General features: G+C 71.1%; 23 protein-coding genes and 1 pseudogene. 13 read left to right on the top strand and 11 right to left on the bottom strand.

The window, feature by feature from the left end; all coding sequences use genetic code 11:
• Window positions 1–122: 122 nt before the first annotated feature.
• The 4 genes from ACGFU6_RS11480 (at window position 123) to ACGFU6_RS11465 (ending at window position 4926) form a co-directional block, all read left to right on the top strand.
• A complete protein-coding gene (locus ACGFU6_RS11480) occupies window positions 123–1103 on the top strand; it encodes an ABC transporter ATP-binding protein (protein WP_393609923.1) in 981 nt (326 codons plus the stop codon).
• Window positions 1103–1825, top strand: coding sequence for an ABC transporter permease (locus ACGFU6_RS11475; protein ID WP_393609921.1), 723 nt, complete (start codon window positions 1103–1105; stop codon window positions 1823–1825). Before ACGFU6_RS11480 ends, ACGFU6_RS11475 begins: the two co-directional genes overlap by 1 nt.
• An 11-nt stretch (window positions 1826–1836) precedes the next feature.
• Window positions 1837–3048: a sensor histidine kinase gene (locus ACGFU6_RS11470; protein ID WP_393609919.1), complete on the top strand. Its 1212-nt coding sequence runs from the start codon at window positions 1837–1839 to the stop codon at window positions 3046–3048.
• A 282-nt stretch (window positions 3049–3330) separates the two neighbouring features.
• Window positions 3331–4926 (top strand): glycosyltransferase family 39 protein, encoded by a 1596-nt coding sequence (locus tag ACGFU6_RS11465; protein ID WP_393609917.1) that lies wholly within the window; start codon window positions 3331–3333, stop codon window positions 4924–4926.
• A 203-nt stretch (window positions 4927–5129) separates the two neighbouring features.
• On the opposite strand, the pseudogene ACGFU6_RS11460 reads toward ACGFU6_RS11465, so the two are convergent.
• From ACGFU6_RS11460 to ACGFU6_RS11450, 3 genes and pseudogenes are all read right to left on the bottom strand, one after another.
• A pseudogene (locus ACGFU6_RS11460) lies at window positions 5130–5207 on the bottom strand (hypothetical protein); the annotation flags it as partial.
• Window positions 5208–6016: 809 nt separating this feature from the next.
• Window positions 6017–6226, bottom strand: a complete 210-nt coding sequence (locus tag ACGFU6_RS11455; RefSeq protein ID WP_393609915.1) for a DUF397 domain-containing protein — start codon at window positions 6224–6226, stop codon at window positions 6017–6019.
• A complete protein-coding gene (locus ACGFU6_RS11450) occupies window positions 6223–7053 on the bottom strand; it encodes a helix-turn-helix domain-containing protein (protein WP_393609914.1) in 831 nt (276 codons plus the stop codon). Before ACGFU6_RS11450 ends, ACGFU6_RS11455 begins: the two co-directional genes overlap by 4 nt.
• Before the next feature lie 104 nt (window positions 7054–7157).
• On the opposite strand from ACGFU6_RS11450, the gene ACGFU6_RS11445 reads away from it, so the two are divergent.
• The 5 genes from ACGFU6_RS11445 to ACGFU6_RS11425 all read left to right on the top strand — a co-directional run bounded on the left by ACGFU6_RS11445 (window position 7158) and on the right by ACGFU6_RS11425 (window position 10580).
• The gene (locus ACGFU6_RS11445; protein ID WP_393609912.1) at window positions 7158–7418 is read left to right on the top strand and encodes a hypothetical protein; all 261 of its coding nucleotides are present in this window, start codon (window positions 7158–7160) and stop codon (window positions 7416–7418) included.
• Between the two features lie 253 nt (window positions 7419–7671).
• Window positions 7672–8001 (top strand): hypothetical protein, encoded by a 330-nt coding sequence (locus ACGFU6_RS11440; RefSeq protein WP_393609910.1) that lies wholly within the window; start codon window positions 7672–7674, stop codon window positions 7999–8001.
• Between the two features lie 33 nt (window positions 8002–8034).
• Complete coding sequence (locus ACGFU6_RS11435) at window positions 8035–8526, top strand: MarR family winged helix-turn-helix transcriptional regulator (protein ID WP_393609908.1); 492 nt, start codon at window positions 8035–8037, stop codon at window positions 8524–8526.
• Window positions 8527–8678: 152 nt separating this feature from the next.
• Window positions 8679–9833: a N(5)-(carboxyethyl)ornithine synthase gene (locus ACGFU6_RS11430; RefSeq protein ID WP_393609907.1), complete on the top strand. Its 1155-nt coding sequence runs from the start codon at window positions 8679–8681 to the stop codon at window positions 9831–9833.
• Window positions 9834–9947: 114 nt separating this feature from the next.
• Entirely contained in the window at window positions 9948–10580 is a 633-nt protein-coding gene (locus ACGFU6_RS11425) for a response regulator (RefSeq protein WP_393610304.1), read from the top strand.
• A 214-nt stretch (window positions 10581–10794) separates the two neighbouring features.
• Here ACGFU6_RS11425 and ACGFU6_RS11420 read toward each other — a convergent pair whose 3' ends face one another.
• Entirely contained in the window at window positions 10795–11058 is a 264-nt protein-coding gene (locus ACGFU6_RS11420) for a DUF5133 domain-containing protein (protein WP_393609906.1), read from the bottom strand.
• Between the two features lie 483 nt (window positions 11059–11541).
• Between ACGFU6_RS11420 and ACGFU6_RS11415 the strand changes: the two genes are divergently transcribed.
• Window positions 11542–12750 carry a PP2C family protein-serine/threonine phosphatase gene (locus ACGFU6_RS11415; protein WP_393610302.1) on the top strand — a complete coding sequence of 403 codons (1209 nt, stop codon included), beginning with the start codon at window positions 11542–11544 and terminating at the stop codon, window positions 12748–12750.
• A gap of 206 nt (window positions 12751–12956) precedes the next feature.
• On the opposite strand, the gene ACGFU6_RS11410 is transcribed toward ACGFU6_RS11415, so the two are convergent.
• Both ACGFU6_RS11410 and ACGFU6_RS11405 read right to left on the bottom strand, forming a co-directional pair.
• The gene (locus tag ACGFU6_RS11410; RefSeq protein WP_393609905.1) at window positions 12957–13352 is read right to left on the bottom strand and encodes an ATP-binding protein; all 396 of its coding nucleotides are present in this window, start codon (window positions 13350–13352) and stop codon (window positions 12957–12959) included.
• Between the two features lie 124 nt (window positions 13353–13476).
• A complete protein-coding gene (locus ACGFU6_RS11405; protein ID WP_393609903.1) occupies window positions 13477–13803 on the bottom strand; it encodes an STAS domain-containing protein in 327 nt (108 codons plus the stop codon).
• A gap of 99 nt (window positions 13804–13902) precedes the next feature.
• Here ACGFU6_RS11405 and ACGFU6_RS11400 point away from each other — a divergent pair, with 99 nt between their 5' ends.
• Together ACGFU6_RS11400 and ACGFU6_RS11395 are read left to right on the top strand one after the other, a co-directional pair.
• A complete protein-coding gene (locus ACGFU6_RS11400; RefSeq protein ID WP_393609901.1) occupies window positions 13903–14082 on the top strand; it encodes a hypothetical protein in 180 nt (59 codons plus the stop codon).
• A 110-nt stretch (window positions 14083–14192) separates the two neighbouring features.
• Entirely contained in the window at window positions 14193–15896 is a 1704-nt protein-coding gene (locus ACGFU6_RS11395; protein WP_393609899.1) for a SpoIIE family protein phosphatase, read from the top strand.
• 123 nt (window positions 15897–16019) lie between these two features.
• On the opposite strand, the gene ACGFU6_RS11390 is transcribed toward ACGFU6_RS11395, so the two are convergent.
• From ACGFU6_RS11390 to ACGFU6_RS11380, 3 genes are all read right to left on the bottom strand, one after another.
• Window positions 16020–17444 carry an MFS transporter gene (locus ACGFU6_RS11390; RefSeq protein WP_393609897.1) on the bottom strand — a complete coding sequence of 475 codons (1425 nt, stop codon included), beginning with the start codon at window positions 17442–17444 and terminating at the stop codon, window positions 16020–16022.
• A gap of 114 nt (window positions 17445–17558) precedes the next feature.
• A complete protein-coding gene (locus tag ACGFU6_RS11385) occupies window positions 17559–18755 on the bottom strand; it encodes a lipid-transfer protein (protein ID WP_393609895.1) in 1197 nt (398 codons plus the stop codon).
• A 12-nt stretch (window positions 18756–18767) separates the two neighbouring features.
• A complete protein-coding gene (locus ACGFU6_RS11380) occupies window positions 18768–20957 on the bottom strand; it encodes an acyl-CoA dehydrogenase (protein WP_393609893.1) in 2190 nt (729 codons plus the stop codon).
• A gap of 261 nt (window positions 20958–21218) precedes the next feature.
• Between ACGFU6_RS11380 and ACGFU6_RS11375 the strand changes: the two genes are divergently transcribed.
• A complete protein-coding gene (locus ACGFU6_RS11375) occupies window positions 21219–23012 on the top strand; it encodes an MFS transporter (protein WP_393609892.1) in 1794 nt (597 codons plus the stop codon).
• On the opposite strand, the gene pepE is transcribed toward ACGFU6_RS11375, so the two are convergent.
• Together pepE and ACGFU6_RS11365 are read right to left on the bottom strand one after the other, a co-directional pair.
• Window positions 22975–23703: a dipeptidase PepE gene (gene pepE, locus ACGFU6_RS11370; protein ID WP_393609890.1), complete on the bottom strand. Its 729-nt coding sequence runs from the start codon at window positions 23701–23703 to the stop codon at window positions 22975–22977. The genes ACGFU6_RS11375 and pepE overlap by 38 nt on opposite strands.
• A 92-nt stretch (window positions 23704–23795) precedes the next feature.
• Window positions 23796–24617, bottom strand: coding sequence for an IclR family transcriptional regulator (locus ACGFU6_RS11365; protein WP_393609889.1), 822 nt, complete (start codon window positions 24615–24617; stop codon window positions 23796–23798).
• Window positions 24618–24665: the final 48 nt, after the last annotated feature.

Below are 24665 nucleotides of genomic sequence, written 5' to 3'. Positions count from 1 at the left end.
CGTCCCGGCCGGCCGGATGCCCACCGGCCCTTCCAGTTCGGCCGGCCGATGACATTTGTCATCACGGAGTCCGTACATGCGCCTCTGCCGGGGCCGCACCCCCGCTCCGTAGCGTCATGTCCATGAATTCAACAACGGGGAACGGGACCGCGGTGGTCTTCACGGCGGCGGTCAAGACCTTCGGCCGGGGAGCGCAGAGCGTGCGGGCCGTGGACGGGATCGGGCTGACCGTGGAGCGGGGCGAGACCGTCGCGCTGCTCGGCCGCAACGGCGCCGGGAAGTCCACCGCCATCAGCCTGCTGCTCGGCCTGGACGAGCCCGACTCCGGCAGCGTCCGGGTACTGGGCCGCACACCCGGTCAGGCAGTCCGGGCCGGCCTGGTCGGCGCGATGCTCCAGGAGGGGCAGCCCATCCCCCGGGTGACCGTCCGCGAGCTGATCACCTTCGTCGCCTCCACCTACCCGAACCCCATGCCGATCGGTGAGGCGCTGGACCTGGCGGGGGTCGCGGACTACGCGAAGCGGCGGATCGACAAGCTCTCCGGCGGTCAGCTGCAGCGGGTCCGGTTCGCCGTCGCGCTGGCCGGGAACCCGGAACTGATCGTGCTGGACGAACCGACCGCGGCCCTGGACGTGGAGGCTCGCCGCGGCTTCTGGGCCTCCATGGGGGCCTACGCCCGTCGCGGCAACACGGTGATCTTCTCCACCCACTACCTGGAGGAGGCCGACGAGAACGCCGACCGGATCGTCGTGATCGACCGGGGCCGGATCGTCGCGGACGGCAGCGGCCACTCCATCAAGGAGGCGGCCGGCCTCCACATGGTCTCGTTCGACCTGGCGGGCGGGTCCACCGAGGGCCTGGAACTGCTGCCCGGCGTCGCGACCGCCGAGGTGACGGGCGACCGGGCACTGCTGCGTACGAACGACTCCGACGCCACCGTCGTCGAGCTCGCACGGCTGGGCCTGATACGGGGCCTCCAGGTCTCCCCCGCCACGCTGGAGACCGCCTTCCTCTCCCTCACCGCACAGCCCACACAGCCCGCCCAGCCCGCACAGCCCACAGAGCCTTCCGCCGCCCCGCTGAACCAGAAGGAGACCGTCTGATGTTCCAGTACATCCTGCTCGAAATCCGCCGGACCCTGCGCGACAGCTTCTTCCTGCTCTTCGGTTCCGGGATGCCGGTGATGATGTACCTGCTCTTCACCAACATCGGCGGCGACGGGGGCGACGACGGCTGGAAGACCGCCTCGATGGTCGGCATGGCCGCCTACGGGGCGCTGGGCTCCGCGATGTCGATCGGTACGGGGGTCGCCTCCGACAAATCCCTCGGCTGGCTGCAGCAGTTGCGGGTCACCCCGCTCTCCCCGTCACAGGCCGTCGTGGGCCGGGCGATCAGCGGCTCGGTGACGGTGCTTCCGACGATCCTGACCGTGCTGCTGGCCGGCGGGCTGGTCAACGGGGTCGAACTGACGGCCTGGCAGTGGCTCGCGCTGGTCCTGCTCCTGTGGATCGGCGCGCTGCCCTTCACCATGCTCGGCATCGGCAACGGCTACCGGCTCACCCCGCAGGGCACCGGCGTGGTCAACGTCGCCTGCCTGATGGGCTTCGCGATCGTCGGCGGGCTGTGGTTCCCGCTGGAGCTGCTCCCCCACTGGCTGGGTTCCATCGGCGGGTTCACCCCCGCCAACCGGTTCGCGGAACTCGGCTGGGCGGCCACCGAGGGCCACGCCCCCGGCGCGGGCACCATCGCGGTGCTCGCCGCGTGGATGCTGCTGTTCGGTGGTTACGCCGTGATCTCGTACCGTCGGTCCGCGAGGACCGTGTGACGGGAGTGAACATGTCCAGGAGTGGATCGGAAGCGCGCGAGGCACGGCGCAAGCGGCGTGCGGAGCGACGGGAGTGGCGCAGGGAGCACCGGCGCCCGGGACCTCCCGGACCCTACGTCCTGCTGCCCTGGCTGCTGCTCGGCCTCGGCGCCTTCTCCAATCTGTTCCAGGGCGACACCCCCAACCCCTGGGTCGGCGGCATCGGCCTCTTCGCCTTCAACTCCCTCTACGTCTCCCTGGTGTTCAGGGGCTTCCACAAAAAGGCACGCGAGGCCCGCGTGACGTACGTGATGCTGGCCGCGCTGACAGCCATCACGGTGGGGCTCGCGGCCGGGTACGGCGGCAGCTGGCTGCTGTTCTTCCCGCTGCTCTCGCTGGCCTGCGGAACCGTCCTGCGCAAGCAGTGGCTGGCGGTCGGTCTGCTCGTTCTCGCCGTGACCGCGTGCGTGATCTCCGTATGGCGCGAGGACAGCACGTCGACCCCGTGGACGCTGGCATACGGCACCTTCATCTCCGGTGCGGTGACGGCCGCGCTGCTCACCCTGTCGGAGACGGTGATGGAGCTGCGCTCCACCCGGCAGGAACTGGCCCGCAGCGCTGTGGAGAGGGAGCGGCTGCGCTTCTCCCGCGACCTGCACGATCTGCTGGGCCACACGATCTCGGTGATCGTCGTCAAGTCGGAGGCCGCGCGCAGGCTCGCGCCGCACGACATGGACCAGGCACTCCAGCAGGTCGCCGACATCGAGTCGGTCGGCAGGCAGGCGCTCACCGAGATCCGCGAGGCGGTCACCGGCTACCGCGAGGGCAGCCTGGCCACCGAGCTGGACCGGGCCAGGTCCGCGCTGATCGCCGCCGGCATCGAACCCGCGGTCCGCCGCTCCGGCCCGCCGCTCCCGCCGCAGACCGAGGCGCTGCTGGGCTGGGTGGCCCGGGAGGCGGTCACCAACGTCCTGCGCCACTCCACCGCCACCACCTGCGCCTTCGTGATCGACGGCACCCCCGACCGGGTCCGCCTGACGGTCACCGACGACGGCCGCACCCCGGCCGCACCGCCCACCCCGGGTATCGGCGGCACCGGCCTCAAGGGCCTCACCGAACGGCTCACGGCGGCGGGCGGCTCCCTGGAGGCGGGACCTGGTCCGGGCGGCGGCTTCGTGGTGACGGCGGAGCTGCCGTTGGACGCGGTCGGGGAACCGGAAGCGGACGAGCCCTCCGGCCCATGACCGAGGCCGGAGTCCGGGCCGGGAGCGAGTCCGGGCCGGAGCGAGCGGGGTCCGGGCCGGAAGCTCGGAATGCCGGTCACCGGCCGGCCGGGCACCGAGGTACTACGCCATAAGGCCGAAGGCGGACCCTCGTAGCTCCTGCGACGGACCCCCGGGGTCGTCGGCGCAGGGGACGACCCCGGTCACCCCCGCCGCCTAGCGTGCTGCGGGTGATCGGAACCGTCCGGCGGCTGCCTGGCGTCCCGGTCGCCTCCTCCTTCGCGCCGGCCCCGGAGCTTCGCCATGCCCAGAACCACACTCGCGGCCGGTCCGGCAGCGCTCACCCTCTTACTCGGCCTGTGGGGGATCACCCGCGAGGACAGCATGTGGCTTGACGAGGCGGCGACTTGGCAGATCGCCCACAGATCCGTCCCCGAGATCTGGCACCTGCTGGACCGGGCCGATGTCGTCCACGGCCTCTACTACCTGTTCATGCATGGCGTCTTCGCCCTCTTCGGAGACAGCCTCCTCAGCCTGCGGCTGCCCTCCGTCCTGGCCATGGCGGGCGCCACCGCCCTGGTCACCCTGCTCGGCGCACGACTGGCCGACCCGTGCACGGGACTGGCCGCAGGCCTGGCCTTCTCCCTGATCCCCGCGGTCCAGCAGTACGCGCAGGAGGGGCGCTCGTACGCCCTGGTGACAGCCTGCGCGGCACTGGCCTGCCTGCTGCTGGTCAGGGCGATCGACACGGCCGGCGAGCCTGGCGCGGGCCTCTGGGCGGCATACGGCACGACGGTACTGCTGGCGGCGCTGCTCAACTGGTTCTCGCTCCTGCTGCTGCCCGCGCACGCCGTGACACTCGCCCTGATCCGCGCGCCCCGCGCGACCGTCCTGCGCTGGGGAGCCGCCTCCTGCACGGCCGTGCTCGGCACGCTCCCCCTCATCGTCGCGAGCAAGTCCCAGACGGGCCAGGTCGCCTGGATATCCCCGGTCCGCCTGGGCACCCTGCTCGGCCTCCTGCTGACCCTCCTCGCGGGCGCCCTCTGCGCCTGGCTCGCCCGGCCGGGGAAGGCCCTCGGCGCGCCCCGCCGCGACCGGGCCACACTCACGGCGGTGGCCGCACCCCTACTCGCCGTACCCCAACTCCTCCTGCTGACCGCGTCGCTGGCCCACCCCGTCTACCTCACCAGCTACGTCCTGTTCAGCTACCTCGGGCTCGCCCTGCTCATCGGCGCGGCGTGCCGGGGCCTCGCGCTCCGTCTGCGCACACCACCACGTCGGCTGATCGTCGCGGTCACGGCCCTCGCCTTCCTCGGGCTGCTCCCCGTCCAGCTGTCACTGCGCGCCCCGGCCGGCCGGATCGACGACGTACTCGCCACGGCCGAAGATGTCGCCACGGTCCGCGAGGCGGGCGACGGGGTGCTGTACATCCCCGCGGCACGCCGTGACACCGCCCTCGTCTCGCCCACGGCGTTCACCGGGATCAGGGACCTGGCACTGGTCCGGGGTCCACTGGAATCCAGCACCATGAACGGCGTGGAGAGCACCCCGGAGCAGATAGCGGAGGCCATGCCGACCGTGAGCCGCATCCTGGTCGTCAGCGACGACGGTGCGCCGTCCGCCGATACGGATCGCGACCGGGCCAAATTGCGTGTCCTCAAGGAGCGCTTCGTCCGCTGCTCCGAAGTCAGCGAGCACGGCCGCCGGGTCACGGTGTACCGGCCGCGCCCGGTGACAGCTGTTGCTGAAACCGCGGTTGGGGTGGCCGGTGCAGGTCAATCCTCGCAGGCCCCGAAGTCGAGCCAGCCGAGCTCGGGGCCGGCCCAGCCCGACCACCCGTCGGAGCCGGTCTCCTCATCGCTCACAGAGACCCCGCCCCGGTCCTGCCGGCCGATATAGCGGGAAGCGGTGCCGTCCCCGCCCGACTGGACGACCTGGAGCTCCGCGTGGCCGTCGTGATCGGCGTCGGTGGCCCGCACCGCGCGCACGAACGCCGAGCCACCTATACGGATGGTGCCGGTCCGGTCACTGCTCAGGTCGCGGGCGAGAGGCCCGTAATGAACCTCATGCACCACCATGTTGTCCCTCGTGGCATCGCCCGCGTCGCCCTGGCTGTAGAAGAGAGCCAGATCGAGGTACCCGTCGCCGTCGAAGTCACCGAAGGTTCCCCGGGTCACCATGTCTTCCTTCGGTGCGCCTTGCAGCTTCTGCCAGAACCCGCGGGCCTCGCCGACGCCGACAGTGGTGCGGATACCGCCTCGGCGGAAGACCGCTGAGCCGATGCCGTCGCGGTGCCGGTCACGGATCTCGTCCAGTTGTCCGTCCGCGTCAACGTCGGCGCGCAGGCTCTCGCTGTCGACAGCGCATATGGCCATGGGCGCATGGTCACCCGGTTCAGGCCCGGTGCCCAGCAGAAGCCACAGGCCTTCGGCGACCACGACGAGACCGGCTCCGGCAGCCGTGACGAGCCGCCGACGCCGACGCGTGCGCTGCCGTCGCAGCGACGCGAGCTCGTCCGCAAGCGTGGATCGCTTCGGGGCGGCAGAGAACGGCATGGCCGAACCCTAGATGAACGAGAAGCCGCATCTCAATCGATCTTGGAACATACGGGTCGAGCGGTTATCCGGATCGGGTGATCTCGGGGTGGTCGGTGCATGAGGGCGGGTGCTCTCGGTAGTTCGGGGCATTGGAGGCCGCCGGTCTGCCCGGGAGATTCTGCTGCTGCAGCCGTACGCGCCCGCGCCCGCGTCGATCCGCCCGTTGCTGCCGGTACCGGCCCGTTCCACGACCGGCTGCGGGGCAGCGTCCGCATCGGGGCGGGACGCGCAGCCGCGCCGACCGCATCCAGAAGTGTCTGGATCAGCACCAGATCCCCCGGCCGAGGTCCTGGCGAACCCTGGGCAGCTGACCTCGTAACTCCAAGATCCCCGCCAGAGTCAAGCTGCGCCCCACCGTGCGGGGCACGGTGGGGCGGCGCCGAATCGACCGCTCAGACGGTGCCGAAGTCTCCGGCCCTGACACCCGCCACGAACGAGGCGAACGCGGCGGTACGAAGACCCAGAGTGGGGCCACTCAGATCCTTGGAGTCGCGGACGGGTACCACGCCGCGTGAGACGGCAAGGTTGGCCGCGACCTCGACGCACTGGCCACCATTGCTACTGTAGGAGGACTTGAACCAGCGGGGGGATTCGGTCGTCACGGGGTGCCCTTTCTTACCTTCTCGATCATGGCCACGGATGCCGCTTGGGACGGCGCTTCGGCCTGTAGTTGATGGTAGGCCGTCAACAGGGGCTGAACGAACCGCATATCGCGCTCCAGTCGCCCTTGCTGCGCAGACTCCGCGTATGCCATGTGCGATCGGTCGGGGAGGGTGACCAGTGTTACCGGCAGGTCGAACGGCCGCCGCTCACCAAGATCGAACGGCGCGACTTGCACGACACTGGACGGCAGCTCGGCGAACGCGGCGAGCCGGTCGAGCTGTTCCGCCATGACACGGGGGCCGCCCACCACGCGCCGAATGCAGCTCTCGTCGAGGACCACGTACACAAGCGGTGGGGGCGTCCGCTCCAGTGACGCCTGCCTCTTCGTAAGGAGTGTCAGCCGCTCTTCCGCCTGCTGCTCCGTGATCGCACCGCGCCGCACCGCACCCGTCGTGATCGCCGCCGCGTACTCCGGAGTCTGGAGGAGACCCGGAACGATCCCGAGCTCGAACAACCTGATCTCTGCGGCTCGTACCTCGTGGGTGACGAAGTCCGTGAACCCCTCCAGTAGCGAGGTGTTCATGAGCGCACGGGTCATTCGCTCGAACTTGTCCCCGGTGCCGAGTGCGCTGTCAGCACTACGCGCGAAGCGTTTAGTTGGTGGGCGGCGGCCAGTTTCGACGGCGGAAACATGGGACCCGGTCAGGCCCATGCGTACGCCCAGTTCGTCCTGTGTCCACCCGCGCTCGTCCCGTGCCTGCCGTAAGCGCTGGCCAAATGCCTGCGCCGGCGAGGTCTCGGGGTCCAGTGCCTTCCGGTTGACCACGTGCGTTCCTAACTCATCAAGCAAAACAGCCAAGTTGAGGACACTCCAACTCTAGGCCACTCTGGCAGCCCTGAGTAGCTAAACCGCTACGGAGAGGAGCGGCGATGAGTGCGCACATCGTTCCCACGGATGGGCAGGAGCCTGCCCCCGTACCCGCCCCCGGCACACTCATGGTGGACACGGCCCGCGCGAACAGGATCGGGGAGTTCCGAGGGCTCGCCGGCCCCTACTGGTCACTGCGACCCCTGTGCGGCGGGCAGGAGTGGGAGGCCGAGCCCGAGCACGTACGTCCTGCGGACTCCATAGAGCGGCTGCGAGCCCAGAACGCGCGGTGCAACGCGCGAAGTCGGGGTGAGGTGCTGTGAGTGCGGGACACCTCCCGGTCGGGGAGCACCTCGGGTGAACGGCGTTCCCTACGTCGCGGAGGTCACCGCTACGACCGGAGGCAGAGCCGTATCGCTCGGCCGGGCCGTCATGCCGAACCGCCGGCTCGCGCTCCGGTGGCTCCGGCGGCAAGCGCATCGGCTCGCGGACGGGCTCGGCGCCCCCGAGCCCGTCCGTGTGCTGCCGCGCGCCGCATGGACCGGGTCCCACGTCCCCTGAACCGGAGGCTCAACGGTGATCCACTGCAATTCCCGCGCTCGTCCGCCCTGGTCCGACACCGCGCAGGCGCATCAGCAGGCGGGTAGTACAGGACTGCCCCACTCACTTGTCTGCGAACTGGCCAAGGGGCATACCGACGAGCACGCCGGCCATCTGGAGGACATGGGGCGCGGCACCTTTGACGTATGGGTGCGCTGGGACAGCGACCACTTCACCTACGTCTGTGCCGAGCCGTGCGAGAGGGTCGACCCTGCGCTTTCCCCTCAACGGCAGCAGGCCTGCACGCTGTTCGTCGACCATGCGCCGGGGCACTCCTGGGAGTTCGAGGACTTCTTGAACGACTGACGCTCCTGGGGACTGGGGATATAGCGTCGGTTCATGATTCCGCCGACCGCTACCGCCACCGACCAGGCACCGGCCGATCCGGCCGCCACCGACGACATGCTGGCCACCCAGCCCGTCGGGTACTGGAGCGGCCTCGCCCATTCGGCCGTCACCCGGCATCTGCGCGACGCCATGGCCAGGATCGACGTCACACAACCGCAGTACTGGGTGTTGAACCGCCTGAACGGCGGGTCATCGGCGCCGAGCCGCGAGGAGCTCGTCATCCAGCTGACGCCCCTCGCGGACGGGCCGGATGAGATGGGGCGGGTCGTCGACCAGCTGGCCCACCGAGGCTGGCTGCGGATCGACGCCGGGCACCGCCTGCACCTCACTGACGCCGGGGAGGCTGCCAGGGTTCGGCTGCGCGAGCTGGTGACCGAACTGCGCGCCGTGGTCCACGAGGGCGTCAGCGACGCGGAGTACGTGGCCGCGCTCAAGGTCCTGCGCAGGATGGTCGCCAACATCGAGGATTCCGCCGACTCCTGACGGGACCCGGGGACGACCCGGCTCAGGACCACTGCGCCCGGGAGGCCGGGGTCCCGGAGTCTGCGGGCGAGGGCAAGGGCCCCGGACGAGCACTGCCGACCACGTCCGCGCATCTCGGGGGGTGTTATACAGTTAGCAATCAGAGGGGTATTTTGCAGCAGCTCAAGCTCGGAATCATGTCGCAGGCTCGCAAAGAGAACGAACACCGTCTGCCGATCCACCCGGCGCACTTCGATCGCATCGACGTCGACCTACGGTCCAGCATCTATCTGCAGAGCGGCTACGGAGAGCACTTCGGCGTTCCGGACCATCAGCTCGCACCGCACGTAGCCGGTTTCCGCTCACGCGAGGAACTGATCGCGGAGTGTGACGTCATTCTGCAGGCCAAACCGTTGCACGAGGATGTGGCGGAGCTGCGGGACGGCCAGGTGCTGTGGGGGTGGCCGCACTGCGTGCAGGACGAGAAGGTCACGCAGGCAGCCATCGACCGCAGGCTCACGGTGATCGCCTTCGAAGCGATGCACCACTGGACCCGCAACGGCGGATTCAGCCTGCACGTCTTCCACAAGAACAACGAGCTGGCCGGCTACTCGTCGGTGTTGCACGCCATGCAGCTGACCGGAGCGACCGGTGACTACGGGCGTCGGCGGCGTGCGGCAGTGATCGGCTTCGGCGCCACCGCCCGCGGCGCGGTGACCGCGCTGAGCGCGCTGGGCGTGCACGACGTGGACGTGCTGACCGCCCGCGGCACCACCGCCGTCAGCTCACCGATCCACTCGGCACGGATCGTGCGCTTCGACCACGACGTGGCCGACGACACCCTCGACCCGCGGCGCAGCATCGCGCTCACCGAGGACGGCCCGGAGCCGCTTGCCGAGTTCCTCGCCGGGCACGACATCATCGTCAACTGCGTGCTCCAGGACACCGCTGCTCCGCTGATGTTCCTGATAGAGGAGGATCTGCCGAAGCTCGCGCCCGGCACCCTCGTCATCGACGTCTCCTGCGACGAGGGCATGGGTTTCACCTGGGCTCGGCCCACCACCTTCAACGAGCCGATGTTCACCGTCGGCGACAACGTCCACTACTACGCGGTGGACCACAGCCCCTCCTACCTGTGGGATGCGGCCACCTGGGAGAACAGCGAGGCGCTGATCCCGTTCCTGCGGCCGATCCTCCAGGGGCCGGCCGGCTGGGACGGCGACCGCACCATTGGCAAAGCGATCGAGATCCGCGACGGCACCGTGCAGAACCCCGCGGTTCTGGCCTTCCAGCACCGCGCCGAGCAGTACCCGCACGCGGTGCTCTGAACCGGCGCCGCCCGGTCGACGGCCGGCTCACGCCGGGTACGCCGCCGACCGGCCGCCCCGGCCGGATGACGCGCCCCGACACCCCGCCCGCCATACCCTGTCCCGGTGAACGAGATGCCGCAGGATCACCGGCCCGTCAAGTCCGTACGCGTACTGCTCGCCGAGGACCAGGGGATGATGCGGGGCGCGCTGGCCCTGTTGCTCGGGCTCGAACCGGACATCGAGGTGGTCGCCCAGGTGGGGGCCGGGGACGAGATCGTGGCGGCGGCCCTGTCGGCGCGGCCCGATGTGGCGTTGCTGGACATCGAACTGCCGGGCCGCAGCGGGCTGGACGCGGCCGCCGATCTGCGCGAGGAGGTGCCGGACTGCCGGGTGCTGATCCTCACCACGTTCGGGCGGCCCGGGTATCTGCGGCGGGCGATGGAGGCCGGGGCGGCGGGGTTCCTCGTGAAGGACGGGCCGGTCGAGGAGCTGGCCGAGGCGATCCGGCGGGTGCTGGCCGGGGAGACCGTCATCGATCCGGCGCTGGCCGCCGCCGCGTTGAGCGCGGGCCCCAGTCCGCTGACCGCCCGGGAGCGCGATGTGCTGATGGCCTCGGTGGACGGGGCGACGGTCGCGGACATCGCGGTGAAGCTGCACCTGTCGGAGTCGACGGTGCGCAACTACCTCTCGTCCGCGATCGGCAAGACCGCCACCCGTAACCGGATGGAGGCGGTCCGGGCCGCGCGCCAGCAGGGCTGGCTCTGAGGACTGCCCGTGGCCACGCTTGTCGCCGTTGCCCGAGCCGGACTCCCGCCGGCTCGCTGGAGCCGGCGGGAGTCCGGGGCCCCGGCACCGTCGGTACCTTCGCTGGAGGGCCTTGAGGGGCTGTCGTCGGCAGCGTTCCGGCTCCCACCGCTGCCCTCGGAAACCTCGGCGGACAGAGCCCGGCACCCGACTGGTGGATCTACGACGGGCCGGTTCAGGCGGCCTGCAGGCCCTCGCCCCGCTCGGTGGCCGTCCTCGATGAGCCGACGGGGAAAATCGTGGTGTGCTCCCCGAGCAGCGCGTCGGCGACCCTCAGGGCCCGCGGCACGTCACGGGCGCCGGTCATGACGCACAGGGTGTAGGCGGCGTCCTCGACGGCTCCCGCCGTGGAGTCCGTGGGGAAGCGGTCGTCGTGGATGCGTGCGTCGGCATAGCGGGCCAGGGCTACACGCAGGTCCTGCGGGCTGGGGTTCAGCACAGTGAAGTACTCCTCATGGTCCGGTGTCGGGGCAAATACCCCAGGCGGCGAGACCGCCTGGCATGGGATACCCGCTGCCGTCCGGCCGTGTGGATGCGCAGCGGCGCACGCACCATTGCGAGATCCGTTTGGTCGCATGCCCCCGAACCCACCTTTCAATCAGGCGACTTGGAGCCTCTTCACCCGTACGGTCCTGCGCGCACGCGGGGCCGCGTCTGTGTCACCCGTCACGAGCAGGCCGTGGGCCCGACGGGGTAGGTGTGACGGGGTAGGTATGAGATATGCGGCTGCGGGGCCGGTGAGCTCCCGCAGCACGATGCCCCGTCCGCGCCGCAGATGGCACGGACCCCATGCCCCGGGGCGCCGCCTCGGGGTGCTGTCGATGAGTGAGGTGCTGCAGTGACCGCGATCGAGCCGGATACGGAAGGCATGCGTGCTTCTCGCCGTGGCACGGCCGGGGGCGCTGGGACGGCGTTGGCACAGATGTTGCAGGCGGCGGAGAGCGCGCCGCCGGTGGAGTCCCTCGATGTGGTCGCCCGGATCTTGAAGGAACGGCTCGGAGCCGTCGCCGTGTCGTTCCTGATCACCGACTTCACCGGAAGCTCGGTGGTCCGACTGGGCACCGCGGGAAGTGTCGAAACCGGTGAACGGGCCCGACGAATCCCGCTGGCGGAAACGATCTACGACGATGTGATCCGCTCCCAGCGCCCGACGGTGGAGGCCGCGGGCCGGGCGGAACTGGTGCGGGTCGTGGCGCCGGTGACCAATCGCGGGGACGCTATCGGACTGCTGGAGCTGTCCCTGCCTTCGGCGCCGGATGCCGAAGTGCTGCGGGAGGTCGGTGAGGCGGCGCACGCGCTAGCGTACGTCGTCATTGCCAACCGGCCCTTCACCGACCTCTACCAGTGGGGACGGCGCACCCTTCCACTGAGCCTGGCCGCGGAGATCCAGCACCGGCTGCTCCCGTCGTCGCTGACGTGCGAGGCGGCGCAGTTCGCGGTCGCGGGTGCGCTGGAGCCGGCCGACCACGTCGGGGGCGACACCTTCGACTACGTCCTGGACCGCGACACCGTACAGCTTTCGATCACCGACGCCATGGGGCATGACGTGCGGGCCGCCCTGCTGGCCACTCTGGCCGTGGGGGCCCTACGGCGGGCCCGGCGGGCGGGCGCCGACGTGGTGGAGCAGGCGCGCCAGGCCGATGAGGCACTGCGGGAGCACGACCAGCCGGGATACGTGACCGGTCAGATCCTTCGGATCAACCTGCGCGACGGTGGGACCGAGTTCGTCAACGCCGGTCACCCCTGGCCCCTGCGACTGCGCGACGGCCAGGTGGAGCAGATCGTCCCCGAGGTCGACATGCCTTTCGGCGTCCACCTCCCGCACGGCTACCGGGCGCAGAAACTGGACGTACGGCCCGGCGACCGCCTGGTGCTGCTCAGCGACGGCATGCTCGAACGCAACGTCAAGACCCTGGACCTCTCCGACATGATCGTCCGCACTCGCGGCCTGCACCCCAGAGAGGCGGCCCGCGCCCTGATCAGCGCGGTCGTCGAAGCCGGCGAAAGCAACCTGTCGGACGACGCGACCGTCATCTGCCTGGACTGGCACGGCACCGACAGCTCCCAGCGCGACGCCGACACCGGTGCCGACCTCACCGACGCCTCCGCCGCGTCACCTCGGCACCACTGACCCGGAGCCGCCACCCGACCGGGCCTTCCCCCACCGGAGACGACGGCCTCAGGAAAGCCGACCGGTCTTCGGACACAGGGCCCTGTACGACTCGGCAGAACATCCTCCTGCCGCCTGACGCCCGCCCGGCACCGAGGTGGCGCGTCCCGGGCGGCCGCGCGCTTTGTGGAGTCCGCTCAGGCCGTCCGCCCGGGGCAGGCGCTGGTTCATGTGAGGGAGATCAGGGCGACGATGTTCTTCCCGCCGGGGTGGACGGTGACGGACACCTGCTTGGCGAGCCGGCGCACCAGGGCCCAGCCGTAGCCCCCGATGCGGCCGACACCCGAGGTCTCGGTGCCGGCGTCGTAGCTGACCGGCAGGTCCGGGCTGGCGTCCGCCACCGCGAGACGGAGTCCCTCGTCGGTGAGTTCGGCGGCGAATCCGGTGAGTCCGCCGCCGTGCCGGACAGCGTTGGTCACCAGTTCCGAGGTGACGAGCAGCGCGTCGGCCACGATGACGTCGGCGGCCGGCCCTTCACCCACCAGCCCCCCGAACTGTGCTGTCAGGAGCAGCATGACGGTGTCACGGGCCGCGGCCGCGTTATTGGGAACAGGAGCAGTCACGGACTCATCCCACCCATCGGCCGGATTCGTGCCGTCTTCCGCTGTATCTCGTTCCCCGTGCATCGTCTTCATCGCATGCCCGGCCGGACCCCGCCCACACACCGCTCTCGCGGACGGTTCCCTCTCATCCAGTGACGGCCGCGTCGACGTCGTCCGCGAACCGGAACGCACCTTCGGTGCCGGTGACCTCGAACAAGCGGCGTACGTTGGCGCTCAGAGGGCCGGCCACGACCATGCTCACCCCGGCTTTGTCGTGCTTGCGCTTGCCGAGCAGCAGGGCGTGCAGACCGGACGAGTCGGCGAAGTACACGCCGGACAGGTCCAGCACGGTTCGCCGCCCCCCGTTCTCGGCCGCATCTGTCAGCGTCTCGACCAACGCGGCAGAGCCCGCCCAGCCGTCCAGACTGCCTTGGACCCGGACCAGCACGACACCGTCGCCGACGGCCTCCACGACCGGACCCGCTTCTTCCCCTCGCGATGAGGGCTCCTTCATAGTTGTCACCCGGCAATCATTACAGAGTCGAACGGCTGTTCTGCAAGGTTCTGCAAGGTGCTCACGAAGAGAGAGGTCCACGTGGACGTACAGAACCTCACGTTCATGGATTTCACCGGCCCGGAAGTGCTGGTCGACGGAGTGCGCGACTCGGAAGCAGCCCGGAACGGTCCGCGCCTGGCCGGGGCCGGAACGCGGGTGCGCCGTTGCTGGACCCGAGCGGCCCGGATGAGGTGATCAGCGCGCTTCCCGACGCCGGCGCCGCGCTTTCTTCCTGGGCCCCCTGATGCCTCCCGCACGTCTGCGGCCTGCTGTTTATCGCGCGGGCATCGGGAAAAAAGAGCCGGATGGAAAGCTCTGGAGCGGGTGCGAACGCCGTCCCCCTGGTGGGCGACGCGCTGATGTCCGACCTGTTCGCCGGCGCACGCGCGGGCATGTACGCCGTCGACGCACACGGCGTGGTGATCGCCTGCAACCCGTGGGCGGAACGCCTGCTGGGCTACGCGCCGCACACCCTGATCGGTGTCAACGCGCACGAGGCCCTGCACCCCCACTCGGGCGACGGACTCCGCCCGCCCGCCCAGCGCTCCGTCCTCGAGGACATCACCCTGGGCAAACGCTCCAGCGGCGACCGAGCCGTCCTGCTCCGGGCCGACGGCAGCGCACTCCAGGTCTGGTGGAGCGCGGCACCGCTGCCCTCCGACGGCCGGCACGGCAGCGGTGCGGTCGTCGTCTTCCATGACGTCTCCGCGCAGCGTGAGCGTGACGGGCAGCGAGCGGTCCGCTACGCGCACAGTGAGACGATGCGCGAGCAGGCCGAATACGATCTCGCGGAGATCGCCTGGCTCGCAGAAGTGACACTGGCCCTGGTCAGCACCCTGAACGCGGACGAAGCGCTGCGCCGCCTGGTACGACTCCTGGTGCCGCGCCTGGCTGACACCGCGGTCATCCATCTCGGTGAGAGCCACACGCCGGAACGCACAGCATGGGCTCACCACGCACCGGACGCGCTTCCCGCACACCCCTCCGACACCCACACCCTTCCCGACACACCAGCCCACACCGAAGCGCTGCGGCGGGTGATGCGGGGGGACGGCATCCAGCACCTCACCCCAGTTACCGACTGCCCCGGCCCGGATCTGTTCGGTTCGGTCGGAGCAACCGAGGTCATCGTGGTCCCGCTGCGCCTGCGCACCACCACGTTCGGAGCCCTGACACTGATCCGCTCCGCGGCCGGCCCGCCGTACGACGAGGCGGACCAGGTCGTGGCCGAGGAAGTGGCCCGCCGTACCGCGCTGGGTCTGGACAACACCCGCCTGCACACGGCCCAGGCAGACATCGCCGCCACGCTCCAGCGAGCCCTGCTCACCAACCTGCCGCACGTCCCCGGACTGGAGCTGGCCGCGCACTACCAGCCCAGTCAGCACGCTGCGGAGGTCGGGGGCGACTGGTACGACGCCTTCCCGCTGGAAGGCGGCGACACCGCCCTGGTCATCGGGGACGTCACCGGGCACGACATCCAAGCAGCCTCACGGATGAGCGAGTTGCGCAACATGCTCCGCGCCCTGGCCGTCGACCGACCGGAAGAGAGCCCGGGACAGATCCTCCAACGGCTCGATACCGCCCAGGCCCGGCTGTCCCTCGCCGACTCCGCCACCACCGTCCTCGCCCGACTCAGACCCGACGACGCGGGATCCTGGGATCTGGCCTGGTCGATCGCCGGCCACCCGCCGCCTCTGTTGATCACCGCCGACGGCAACACCACCTTCCTCACCGGCGGAAAGTCACTCCTGCTCGGCGTCCGCCCCAGCACGGAGCGCCCCACCGCCGAGATCCGGCTGCCCGCCGGCGCGACCCTGCTGCTCTACACCGACGGACTCATCGAATCCCGGACCCAGAACCTCGACACGGGCATGACCCGCCTGCGCCAGCACATCACCACCCACCAGCACCTGCCACTGCCCCAACTGTGCGCCCAGCTCGCCCGCGAACTCGGCGACACCCGCGACGACATCACGCTCATAGCCGCCCGCACCCCGCCCCGGAACTGAGCCACACCTGTCGGAGTCGACGGTGCGCGACTGCCTGTAGTCCGCGATCGGCGAGACCGCCACCCGCAACCGGATGGAGGCGGCCCGGGCCGCGCGGCAGCAGGACCGGCCCCGGAAAAGTGCTCAGCGCTGTACGGACGACCGGTGGCGCGGCAGCCAGAAGATCATCAGCAGCAGGCCGGCCAGCAGGACCGAGCCCGAGGTCCGGAAGGCCAGGGCGTAGCCGGCCGTGAGATCGGCCGGGGCCGTTCCGCCGTCCGTGCGGGCGGCGGCGACGGTGGAGAGGACGGCCAGGCCGAGTGCGCCGCCCATCGTGCGGGAGGTGTTGACGAGTCCGGAGACAAGCCCGGCCTCGCCGGGGGCCGCGCCCGAGATGGCGAGTGAGGCGAGCGGGGTGGACGCGAGGCCGGCGCCCGTCATCATCAGTATGCCGGGCAGGCAGATCGAGGTGAGGTAGTCGCCGTCGGCGGTCATCGTGGACTGCCAGCCGAAGCCTGCGGCGGCGACCACCGTGCCGACGAGCGCCAGGTTCTTCGCGCCGACCCGGGCCATCAGCCGCGGGGCGCTCTTGGAGCCGACGACGATGGCGACCGAGGTCGGCATCAGGGCGAGTCCGGCCTCCAGCGCGCTGTAGCCCAGCACGTTCTGCGCGTACACGGTCATGAAGTACCACATCGAGAACGTGGCCGAGCCGATCACGAACATCGCCACGTTCGCCGAGGCCACCGCCCGTGCGCCGAGCACCCGCAGTGGCATCAGCGGCTTCGCCGTACGCGATTCCACCAGCACGAACAGGGCGAGCAGCGCCACTCCGCCGAGCAGCGGGAGCAGGGTCGCGGCAGCGGTCCAGCCCGACTCCTCGGTCTGGACGATGCCGTACGCGACGGAGGCGAGGCCCGCCGTGACGAGCAGCGCGCCCGGGAAGTCGATCCGGCTCCGCCCGCCGGTCCGGCCCTCGGCCAGGCAGACCGCGGCACCGACGAGGACGACGACGCCGACCGGCACGTTGATCAGCAGGACCCACCGCCAGGAGAGCCCGTCGGTGAGCACCCCGCCGATCAGCCCGCCGGCCGCGCCGCCACCGGCGCCGACCGCCATCCAGGTGCCTATGGCCTTCGTCCTGGCGGGTCCTTCGGGGACGGCCGCGGTGAGCAGGGTGAGGGTGGCGGGGGCCAGGACGGCGGCGCCGAGGCCCTGCGCGGCGCGGGCGGCGAGCAACTGCCAGCCCTCCTGGGCGAGTCCGCCGCCCAGCGAGGCGGCGGTGAACAGGCCGAGGCCGACCAGGAACATCCGCTTGCGGCCGTACAGGTCGGCGGCCCGGCCGCCGAGCAGCATGAACCCGGCGAACGTGATCGAGTAGGCGTTGAGCACCCATTGGAGCCCGGCGGTGCTGAGCCCCAGGTCGGTGCGCATGGAGGGGAGGGCGACGTTGACGACGGACACGTCGAGGACGACGAGGAACTGGCCGACACAGGCGGCGAGCACCACCGCCCAGGTGCGGGTACGGGGCCGGGCGGTACGGCGTGTGGGCGTCGAGACGTCAACCATGACGTCATAGTCGCAGCCGCCCCGCACCCCGTACATCGGTTTCCGGACCGTACCGGCCTCGGTCCGGCGGCGTAGGACTACGGGCTCCGGGTGCCCTGCGAACCCATCCGGATCTCAGCGGCGCAGCAGCGTCACCACGGCCGCGCCGCCGAGTCCGATGTTGTGGGCGAGTCCGGTGCGGGCGTCCGGCACCTGTCGGGCGCCGGCCTCGCCCCTGAGCTGCCAGGTGAGCTCGGCGGCCTGGGCGATTCCGGTGGCGCCGAGCGGGTGGCCCTTGGAGATCAGGCCGCCGGAGGGGTTGACCACCCAGCGGCCGCCGTGGGTGGTGGCGCCGGACTCGACGAGCGGGCCGGACTCGCCCTCGCCGCACAGCCCGAGCGCCTCGTAGGTGAGGAGTTCGTTGATGGAGAAGCAGTCGTGCAGTTCGATGACGTCGAGGTCGTCGGCGCCGATGCCCGCGCTCTCGTACACCTGCCGGGCCGCCTCCCGCGACATCGGCAGTCCGACCACGTCGATGCAGGTTCCGGAGGCGAAGGAGTCCTCGGTGTCGGTCGTCATGGCCTGGGCGGCGATCTCGACGGCCCGGTCGCCGAGGCCGTGTTCGTCGACGAAGCGCTCGGAGACGACGACGGCGGCGGCTGCCCCGTCGGAGGTGGGTGAGCACTGGAGCCGGGTCAGGGGGTGGTGGATCGGCTTGGCGGCGAGGACCTCCTCGACGGTGTACGGGGCCTGGAACTGGGCGTACGGGTTGCCCGTGGAGTGGCGGTGGTTCTTCGCGGCGACGGCGGCGAGCTGCGCCTCGGTGGTGCCGTAGCGCTTCATGTGCTCGCGGGCCGCGTTGCCGAAGATCTGGGCGGTGGGCGGGGTCATCTCGAAGCCGTGCGCGGCGGCCATGATTCCGTAGTGCCGGGCGACCGGGGACGTCTTGAAGTCGCCGGCGCCGCCGTCGGCCCCGCCGCCGCCGAGCGATCCGCGTGCCATCTTCTCGAAGCCGAGCGCGAGGACGCAGTCGCCGGAGCCGCCCTCGACGAACTGCCGCGCCATCATCAGCGCGGTGGAGCCGGTGGCGCAGTTGTTGTTGACGTTGTAGACGGGTATCCCGCTCAGGCCGAGCTCGTACACGGCGCGCTGTCCGGCGGTGGAGGCCTGGAAGCAGTAGCCGACCGCGGCCTGTTGTACGTCCTCGTACCGGACGCCGGCGTCGTCGAGCGCCGCGGTGCCGGCCTCCTTGGCCATGTCCCAGTACTGCCAGTCGCGGGTCTCGGGCTTCTCGAACCTCGTCATCCCGACGCCGACGATGTATGACCTCATCATGGATTCCCTTCAGTCCCTGGGGAGGCCGAGGATGCGCTCGGCCACGACGTTGAGCTGGACCTGCGTGGTGCCGCCCGCGATGGTCAGGCAGCGGGACATCAGGAAGCCGTGCACGGCCCGCTCCCCGGCTCCTTCGGCGACCGCCCCCGCGGGGCCGAGCAGTTCGAGGGTGAGTTCGGCGACCTTCTGCTGGTGGACGGTCTGGACGAGCTTGCGTACGGAGGCGCCCGCGCCCGGTTCGAGGCCGGAGACCTGTTGCAGCGTGGTGCGCAGCCCGATGCAGGCCAGCGCGTGGGCTTCGGCGGCGAGTGCGCCGATCCGGGCCCGGCAGGCGCCGTCGAGTCCGGCGGAGCGCTCGATCAGGGCCTCCAGGCCGGTGTCGAAGGACATCTGGTCGGCCATGTGGACACGTTCGTTGCCCAGGGTGTTGCGGGCAACCCGCCAGCCGCCGTCGGCCTCGCCCACCAGGGCGTCGGCGGGCAGGATCACGTCGTCGAAGTAGACCTCGTTGAACAGGGATTCGCCGGTGATCTCCTTCAGCGGGCGGATGTCGATGCCCCGGGCGTTCTTCATGTCGACCAGGAAGTAGCCGAGCCCCCGGTGCTTGGGGGCGTCCGGGTCGGTCCTGGCGAGCAGGATGCCGTGGTCGGCCCACTGGGCGGCGCTCGTCCACACCTTCTGGCCGTTGATCCGCCAGCCCTCGGGGACGCGTTCGGCGCGGGTGCGCAGTGCGGCGAGGTCGGAGCCCGCGCCGGGTTCGGAGAACAGCTGGCACCACTGGAGTTCGCCGCGCAGGGTCGGCAGGAGGTAGCGGTCCTGCTGCTCGGCGGTGCCGTGCGCGATGAGCGACGGGATCACCCAGGTGGCGATGGACAGGTCGCTCAGCTTCACCCCCTGCTCGCGCAACTCCTGTTGTACGGCGAGCTGTTGTACGGGTCCGGCGTCCAGTCCGTAGGGCGCGGGCAGATGCGGGGCGGCGTAGCCGGTGGGGGCGAGGGCACGGCGGGCGGCCTTCGGGTCCAGGCCCCGGGCGGCGGCGACGGCCTCGCGGGCGGCCGTGCGATGCGCCTCGGCCTCCGGGGGGAGCTCCAGGGTGAGGCCGCGGCGGGCTCCGGCGGCGGCGAGGCGGACGGCGCGCCGGCGGTGGACGTCGCCGGAGCCGAGCAGCTGCCGTGCGACCAGGGCCCGGCGCAGGTAGAGGTGGGCGTCGTGCTCCCAGGTGAAGCCGATGCCGCCGAGGATCTGGATGGCGTCCTTGGCGCAGGTGTACGCGGCGTCCAGGGCGGCCGACGCGGCGAGGGCCGCGGCCATGGACCGCACCTCCGGGGCCTCGCCGGCCGCGCGGGCGGCGTCCCAGGCGAGCGCGCGGGCCTGTTCGACCCGTACGAGCATGTCGGCGCAGAGGTGTTTGACGCCCTGGAACTGTCCGATGGGGCGGCCGAACTGCTCGCGGACCTTGGCGTGTTCGGTGGCGGTCTCCAGGGACCGGGCCGCGGTGCCGCACGCCTCGGCGGCCAGGAGTACGGCGGCGAGGTCGCGGACGAGTCCGGAGTCGGCGGGCAGCAGCCGCCCGGCGGGGACCAGGACGCCCTCGGCCCGGACCTCGGCGGTGGGCCGGGTCGGGTCGGCACAGCGGTGCGGGCGGACGGTCAGCCCCCGGGTGGCGGTGTCGACGGCGAACCAGCGGGTGCCGGTGACCGAGGCGGCGGGGAGCAGCAGGAGATCGGCCCCGGCGGCGGAGAGGACCGGCGGGAGTTCCCCGTCGAGCAGGTGCCCGTCCTCCAGCTCGACGGCGGTGAGGCCGCCGGGACCGAGGGCGACGGCGCCGATGCGGCGGCCGGTGGCCAGGTCCCGTACCAGCTCGTCCGCCTCGGGGGTGCGCGGCGCCGACGCGTGCAGCACGGCCGAGGCGAGGGTGCTCGCCAGGAAGGGGCCGGGCAGTGCGGCCCGTCCGGCCTCCTCCAGGACGACGGCGAGGTCGAGCAGACCGCCGCCCCCTCCTCCATGCTCCTCGGGGAGGTGGATGCCGAGCAGGCCCTGTCCGGCGAGGCCGTCCCAGTACTCGGGGCGTGCGCCGGTTGCGGTGGGGGCGTCCGCGTCAAGAATTCTACGGATTTCCCCGGGCGGTACGGCGCGCGCGAGCCACCCCCGTACGGCCTGCGCGAGCTCCCTGTGTTCTTCGGTGATTCCGATGCCCATGCGGATCCTCGCCGGTCGCAGCCACTGGAACGGCGCAAGAGTAGAACACGTTCCAATCTGACGGAAGGTCAGACGGGCATCTGTTTCCGGACGGCCGGCCGGCCCCGGCCGCGAGCGTGTCCTGTTCGCACCTCGTTCACCGGAATACCTCGGACATGCGGAAGGTTTCACCCTGCACACACTTGGCGGGCAGCGCTGCCCGCAGCACGACCCGCACGCCTGCCCCGTACCTCCCTCTTCCGCTGCCCGGAGGCCGCACGTATGCCACAGACGACGCACGAACAGCAGTCCTCGGAGCTCCCTGATCCGCGGACGTCGAAGACGGGCAAGGGGATCGTCCCCGTACTCGCCTTCGCGGGTATCACCGTCGCGGTGATGCAGACCCTGCTCGTCCCCGTCATCAAGGACCTGCCCGCCCTTCTCGACACCGACCCGTCCAACGCCACCTGGGTGATGACGGCGACGCTGCTCGCCGGAGCCGTCTCCACGCCGATCATGGGGCGGCTCGGCGACCTCAACGGCAAGCGGAAGATGCTGCTGGCCAGCCTCGCCGTCATGGTGATCGGCTCCCTGATATGCGCCTTCACCGACGACCTCGTGATCATGATCGTGGGCCGGGCGCTCCAGGGCTTCGCCATGGGCGCCATCCCGCTGGGCATCGGCATCATGCGCGACGAGCTGCCGCGCGAGAAGCTCGGCTCGGCGATGGCCCTGATGAGCTCATCGATCGGCGTCGGCGGCGGACTGGCACTGCCCGCCGCCGCACTGGTCGCCCAGCACACCGACTGGCACACCCTCTTCTTCGGTTCTGCGGGTCTGGGCGTACTGGCCATGGGGCTCACCGTCCTCGCCGTGCCGGAGCCCGCACTGCGGGCCCCCGGCCGGTTCGACGTCATCGGCGCCCTCGGCCTCTCGGCCGGACTGGTCCTCCTGCTGCTGCCCATCACCAAGGGCAGCGACTGGGGCTGGACCTCCGTCACCACCCTCGGACTGATCGCCGCCGGCCTGGTGGTGCTGCTGCTGTGGGGCGTGTTCGAGCTGCGCAGCGACGCACCCCTGGTGGACCTGCGCACCACCGCCCGCCGCGAAGTGCTGCTCACCAACCTCGCCTCGATCATGGTCGGGGTCGCCTTCTACGCCGTCTCGCTGGTCCTGCCGCAGCTGCTCCAGCTGCCGCTGTCCACCGGATACGGCCTCGGCCAGTCGATGGTGGTCGCCGGGCTGTGCGTGGCGCCGCTGGGCCTGACGATGATGCTCGTCGCCCCGCTGTACGCCCGGCTGTCCGCCAGGTACGGCCCCAAGGTCTCACTCATGCTCGGCATGGCGGTCATCGCGATCGGCTACGGCGCCGGGCTCGGCCTGATGAGCGCCGCCTGGCAGACCGTCGTGATCGCGGTGGTGCTCGGCGCGGGCATCGGGCTCGCCTACTCCTCGCTGCCCGCACTGATCATCGGGGCCGTCGACGCCTCGGAGACAGGTGCGGCCACCGGGCTCAACACCCTGATGCGCTCGATCGGCACCTCGGTGTCGAGCGCGGTGATCGGCATGGTGCTGGCGCACACGTCGACCCAGATGGGGCCGGTCGCGGTGCCCAGCATGCAGGGGTTCCGCACCTCGTTCATGATCGCGACGGGTGCGGTGCTGATCGGTCTGGTGCTGGCGGCGTTCCTGCCGTCGCAACGGGCGGCCGCCGCACCGGTCCTGCTGGCCAGCAGCGCGGGCGACGCCACGGCCCGGCGCTCCGGCCTGCCGCTCCCGCTCCCCGGCTCCGGCTTCCGGGGCCGGGTCACCGAGGCGGACGGCACCCCGGTGGCCGGCGCCAACGTGACCCTCATCGACCGGCAGGGCCGGCAGGCCGGGCTCACCACGACGGACGCGGAGGGCCGGTACGCGCTCGCCGCCCCGGCCGGCGGCAGCTTCGTACTGGCCGGGTCGGCCGCCGGATACGCGCCGCGCGCCTACCCGGCGGCGCATCCGGCGAGCGGCCGGCCCGCCGAGACGGATCTGGTGCTGAGCGTCAGCGCACCGGAGCGTCGAACCTCGGTGCGCTCGTGAGCAGATGAGAGACGTCCGTCCCCGCCGGGAGCTCCTGCGGCTGCGTGCCCCGGGTGAACAGCCGTGCGGGGCGGGCGCCCTGGACCCGGGCCTGACGCCCGTTGACCCGCAGCCATGAGCCCTCGCGCAGGCCGAGCACGGGGACGTCGTTCTCCTCCAGGAACTCGCTGAGCCGTTCCTCGCGGGTCTCGCCCTTGTGGGTGCTGTCCGGGTCCGGGTCCTGGTAGTGCGGGTTGATCTGGAACGGGACGAGGCCGAGCGTCTCGAAGGACGGCGGCTGCACGATGGGCATGTCGTTGGTGGTGCGCAGGGTGGGCGACGCCATGTTCGTCCCCGCGCTGGCCCCCATGTACGGCAGCCCCTCGCGCACCGCCCCGGTCACGGCCTCGCGCAGCCCGGTCCGGCAGAGCGCGCTGAGCAGCCGGAAGGAGTTGCCGCCGCCGATGAACACGGCGTCGGACGCGGCGAGTTCGGCGACCGGGTCGGCGTTCTCGTGGACGCCCCGGACGCTGATGCCGGCCGGTTCCAGGGCGTCGCGGACCCGGGTGGTGTACGCGGCGTAGTCGGCGAGCGCGTACGGCACGAAGGCGAGGCGGGCACCCGAGGGCAGGAACGTCTGCACGGTGTCGAGGGCGTGTTCCAGGTAACCGCAGCCGTACTGGGTCGAGTTGGAGAGCAGGAGCAGATTCACGGGGTTCCTCTTGGGTTCTCTTCGGGTCAGGTCGTGCGGGCGGGGCGGGTGACTGCTGGTCAGGTCGCCCGGATGGGGCGGGTGTTCACGGTTCAGCCGGTGCGGCGGGACCGGGGCTTCGGGCGCTGCGGCGGATGGGTGAGGCGCCGCTCCAGCATTTCGGCCGCCTTCCGCAAGGCTTCGAGCCGGTTCTCCGGTGCCCCCTCGAACCGTTCCTGTGCGCCGCCCAGACTGAGGCTGCCGTACGGTTCGCGTCCCAGGAAGACCGGCACGGCCAGCGTCGCGATGCCGGTGTCGTACTCCCCGACCGTCCAGGCGTACCCCTGGGCGCGCACCTTCAGCAGCTCCGCCTCCAGCAGATCCGGATCGGTCACCGTCCGGTCGGTGAACCGGGCCATCGGGCGGCCCCGGAACAGCCGGTGGCGCTGCTCGTCCGGCAGGTAGGCGTAGTACGACTTGCTGGTCGCCCCGGCGTGCGCCGGGTAGAGCTCACCGACCAGCGGGTAGTAGCGCAGCGGCCCGGTCTCGCCCTCCTCGGCGGCCACGCACCGCATGTGGAAGCTGTCCGGCAGGCAGAACAGCACGGTGTCCCCGGTGACCCGGCGCAGCTCCTCCAGGACGGGTCCGGCGAGCAGCTCCAGCGACCCCGAGCGCTCCCAGAGCCTGCCCAGGCGCAGCACGGCGGGGCCGATGCGGTAGCGGCGGGTGGCCGGGTCGGAGACCAGGAAGCCGCGCCCCGCGAGGGTGGCGAGCAGCCGCTGGGCCACCGAGGTGTCCCAGCCGAACTCCTCGGCGACCTCGGTGACGCCCCAGTCGGGTCTGGTCCGCTCGAACGCGAGCAGCACGAGGAGCGCCCGGTCGACGGTTTGCAGGGCCCCGGCGGGGGTGCGCCGGTCCAGATCGAAGTCCGCCATGTGATCTCACCATTCAGACCTGAGTTGCAGATAACGGGAAATGGTTGC

Source organism: Streptomyces sp. NPDC048462, from assembly GCF_043200175.1.
GTDB lineage: Bacteria > Actinomycetota > Actinomycetes > Streptomycetales > Streptomycetaceae > Streptomyces.
The sequence above is the reverse complement of the archived record's forward strand: the minus strand, read 5'-3'. Positions and strand labels throughout refer to the sequence as shown.

What these genes read in the sequence shown, in the direction of transcription:
- ACGFU6_RS11480 (WP_393609923.1), top strand. Translation starts at nt 123, where the DNA reads ATGAATTCAACAACGGGGAACGGGACCGCGGTGGTCTTCACGGCGGCG.
- ACGFU6_RS11475 (WP_393609921.1), top strand. Translation starts at nt 1,103, where the DNA reads ATGTTCCAGTACATCCTGCTCGAAATCCGCCGGACCCTGCGCGACAGC.
- ACGFU6_RS11470 (WP_393609919.1), top strand. Translation starts at nt 1,837, where the DNA reads ATGTCCAGGAGTGGATCGGAAGCGCGCGAGGCACGGCGCAAGCGGCGT.
- ACGFU6_RS11465 (WP_393609917.1), top strand. Translation starts at nt 3,331, where the DNA reads ATGCCCAGAACCACACTCGCGGCCGGTCCGGCAGCGCTCACCCTCTTA.
- ACGFU6_RS11445 (WP_393609912.1), top strand. Translation starts at nt 7,158, where the DNA reads ATGAGTGCGCACATCGTTCCCACGGATGGGCAGGAGCCTGCCCCCGTA.
- ACGFU6_RS11435 (WP_393609908.1), top strand. Translation starts at nt 8,035, where the DNA reads ATGATTCCGCCGACCGCTACCGCCACCGACCAGGCACCGGCCGATCCG.
- ACGFU6_RS11425 (WP_393610304.1), top strand. Translation starts at nt 9,948, where the DNA reads ATGCCGCAGGATCACCGGCCCGTCAAGTCCGTACGCGTACTGCTCGCC.
- ACGFU6_RS11415 (WP_393610302.1), top strand. Translation starts at nt 11,542, where the DNA reads ATGTTGCAGGCGGCGGAGAGCGCGCCGCCGGTGGAGTCCCTCGATGTG.
- ACGFU6_RS11395 (WP_393609899.1), top strand. Translation starts at nt 14,193, where the DNA reads ATGGAAAGCTCTGGAGCGGGTGCGAACGCCGTCCCCCTGGTGGGCGAC.
- ACGFU6_RS11390 (WP_393609897.1), bottom strand. Translation starts at nt 17,444, where the DNA reads ATGGTTGACGTCTCGACGCCCACACGCCGTACCGCCCGGCCCCGTACC.
- ACGFU6_RS11385 (WP_393609895.1), bottom strand. Translation starts at nt 18,755, where the DNA reads ATGAGGTCATACATCGTCGGCGTCGGGATGACGAGGTTCGAGAAGCCC.
- ACGFU6_RS11380 (WP_393609893.1), bottom strand. Translation starts at nt 20,957, where the DNA reads ATGGGCATCGGAATCACCGAAGAACACAGGGAGCTCGCGCAGGCCGTA.
- ACGFU6_RS11375 (WP_393609892.1), top strand. Translation starts at nt 21,219, where the DNA reads ATGCCACAGACGACGCACGAACAGCAGTCCTCGGAGCTCCCTGATCCG.
- ACGFU6_RS11365 (WP_393609889.1), bottom strand. Translation starts at nt 24,617, where the DNA reads ATGGCGGACTTCGATCTGGACCGGCGCACCCCCGCCGGGGCCCTGCAA.